The organism is Streptomyces sp. CRN 30 (assembly GCF_034105845.1).
Window position 1 is genome coordinate 1 of the sequence record NZ_JAVRHI010000112.1, and the last position, 2,602, is coordinate 2,602.

The following is a 2,602-nucleotide window of genomic DNA, read 5'->3' on the forward strand; positions in this document are numbered from 1 at the left end:
GCCCGCGGACGGGCCGCACCCCGCCGCGCCCGGCGCGTCGGGCGGCGCACGGCTCGTGGCCGGACACCACGCGGAAACCGGCCGGAAACAGTCACCTCACGATCTGGCGCGAACTCACCGCCCGGGGGTCGTTACCCTCGGCCGAGGGACCCGGAAGGTCCGGGCGCCGGGAGAGGAGCGTGCCGTGACCCGCCCGCCGACCGCCGCGCAGCGGCGGATCATCGACGCCGCCGATCCGGGGACGGGGCGGTTGCGCGGCACCCCCGCGCAGCTCGCCGCGCTGGTGCGGCACGGGCTGGCCTTCCGGCATCCGCGCCCGCCGCACGACCACTTCCTGACACCGGCAGGTCATCGGGCACGGGAGGCGGCCGACGTCCCGGCTCCCGAGGCGCCGGACGCCGGCGCCGGCGCCGAGGTGTTCGTCGCGCGGGTCGGCGGGGAGCCGGCCGGTCCGGCCGGGCCCGCCCGGCTCCGGGAGGTGCGGAGCGCCTGGCAGGGGCTGCTGGAGCTGCGGCGGATGACCCGTCCCGACGGCGCCGTGGACCGGCCCTGCGACTGGGAGCGGACCCATCTCGTACGGGCCGCCGCGCTCGCCCTTGAGGCGGCCGGGCACCGGCCGGCGGACGAGGAGAGGGACGGCTACCGGGTCCGGGCCACCCCGCAGCCCGAGGCCGTCGCGGTCCACGCGCCCGACGCCGGGTTCCTGCGGGCGGCCGCCGGCACGCTGACGGAGGCCGGCTGGCAGGTCGGCGAGTACACCGAGCCGCGGACCCGGGCCCGTTATCTGCTGGCGTCGCCGCGCAGGACATGACGGCCCGTCCGGTACCGACGCGGGAGAGGCGGCAGTCGCGAGCGAACCGTTCTCCGTGCCGGTGACGGTCGGCCGCGCGTTCGAGTGGGGTGAGGGCGGGACGTTCGGCATCCGGCAGACCGTCGTCAAGGCCGACGGCACGCCGGCCGCGGCGATCGTTGCGGCCGGCGGCCCGACGGACCTGCGGGCCCGCGAGTTCGTCGCGGGCCCGCCAGCTCGTCGCGGACCCGCGGGAGTGGCTCAGGACGCCGGCGTCGGATCCGGCACGGTTCGGCCTGTGCCGGTGCGGGAGGAGTCGCTGAGCTCCTCCCCCGCCTCCATCGGATGCGTGACGTCCTGGGCGTCGCGGCCCTTGCCGAGGTGGTTGAAGACCAGGTTGAGCAGGACGGCGGCGAGACAGCCCGTGGAGATGCCCGAGTCCAGGATGATCTTCGCGGTCTCCGGGAAGGAGTGGTAGAACTCCGGCGCGGTGATCGGGATGATGCCGACGGCCAGGGAGACCGCCACGATCAGAACGTTGTTGTCCTTGTCGAGGGCGGCCCGCACCAGGGTCTGGATGCCGCTGGCCGCGACGGAGCCGAAGAGGACGACGCCCGCGCCGCCGAGCACCGGGCGCGGTACGACGGCTATCAGCGAGGCGGCCACCGGGCACAGACCCATCAGGATCAGGAAGCCGCCGCCGGCCGCGACGACGAACCGGCTGCGTATGCGGGTCATCGCGACCAGCCCTATGTTCTGCGCGAAGGCGCTGCACATGAAGCCGTTGAACACCGGGCTGAGCGCCGAGCCGAGGGTGTCGGCGCGCAGGCCGGCCGCGATGGTCCTCTCGTCCGCCGGGCGGTCCACGATCTCGCCGAGCGCCAGCATGTCGGCGGTGGACTCGGTCATGGAGACCACCATCACCACGCACATCGAGATGATCGCCGCGAGCTGGAACTGGGGTGCGCCGAAGTGGAACGGCGTCGGGAAGCCGACGAGGTCCGCGTCGCCGACCGGTGCGAAGTCGGTGACGCCGAACGGGATCGCGAGGAGTGTGCCGACGACCAGGCCGAGCAGGACGGCGATCTGCTTGACGAAGCCGCGGGTGAAGCGGCGCAGCAGCAGGACGACGACCAGGGTGGCGGCGGCCAGGCCCAGGTTGGTCGGTGAGCCGTAGTCGTCGGCGCCCGCGTCGGGTCCCTGCGCCCAGCCGAAGGCGACGGGCAGCAGGGAGATGCCTATCAGCGTGATGACGGTGCCGGTGACGACCGGCGGGAAGAACCGCACCGCCTTGCAGAAGACGGGCGCGGCGAGGAAGCCGAGCAGTCCGGCGACGATGACCGCGCCGAAGATCACCGGTAGCGCGTCGGACTTGTCGTCGGTGGAGGCGACGATGGCGGTCATGGGGGCGACACCGGCGAAGGTGACGCCGTTGACGAAGGGCAGCCGGGCGCCGATCTTCCACACGCCGAGGGTCTGGAGCAGGGTGGCGAGGCCCGCGGTGAACAGGCAGGCGCCGGTCAGGAAGGTCAGTTCGGTACCCGAGAGACCGACGGCGGCGCCGACGATCAGGGGCGGGGCGACGACGCCCGCGTACATGGCGGCCACGTGCTGCAGGCCGGTCGTCGCCATCTTGACAGGGGGGAGTTTCTCGTCAACGGGGTGGTCGGCCACGGCGGCTCGCCTCCGGTCGGTTGCACGTCGGCATTGACGCGGGTTTCAAGGAGGTGGTGCGGGTGTGGTCGTGCGGGACCGCGGACGGAGGGGAGGAGCCGGCTCCGGGGTGCGCGCGTCCCCGCGCGCGCCCCGGAG

The 2,602-nt window shown here is 74.1% G+C and carries 2 protein-coding genes; one reads left to right on the plus strand and one right to left on the minus strand.

Annotated features, from left to right (window positions below):
- Nucleotides 1-184 precede the first annotated feature (184 nt).
- The gene (locus UW392_RS10795) at nt 185-811 is read left to right on the plus strand and encodes a hypothetical protein (RefSeq protein WP_320774702.1); all 627 of its coding nucleotides are present in this window, start codon (nt 185-187) and stop codon (nt 809-811) included.
- Between the two features lie 240 nt (nt 812-1,051).
- Here UW392_RS10795 and UW392_RS10800 read toward each other — a convergent pair whose 3' ends face one another.
- Nucleotides 1,052-2,464: a nucleobase:cation symporter-2 family protein gene (locus UW392_RS10800; RefSeq protein WP_320774703.1), complete on the minus strand. Its 1,413-nt coding sequence runs from the start codon at nt 2,462-2,464 to the stop codon at nt 1,052-1,054.
- Between the last annotated feature and the right edge of the window lie 138 nt (nt 2,465-2,602).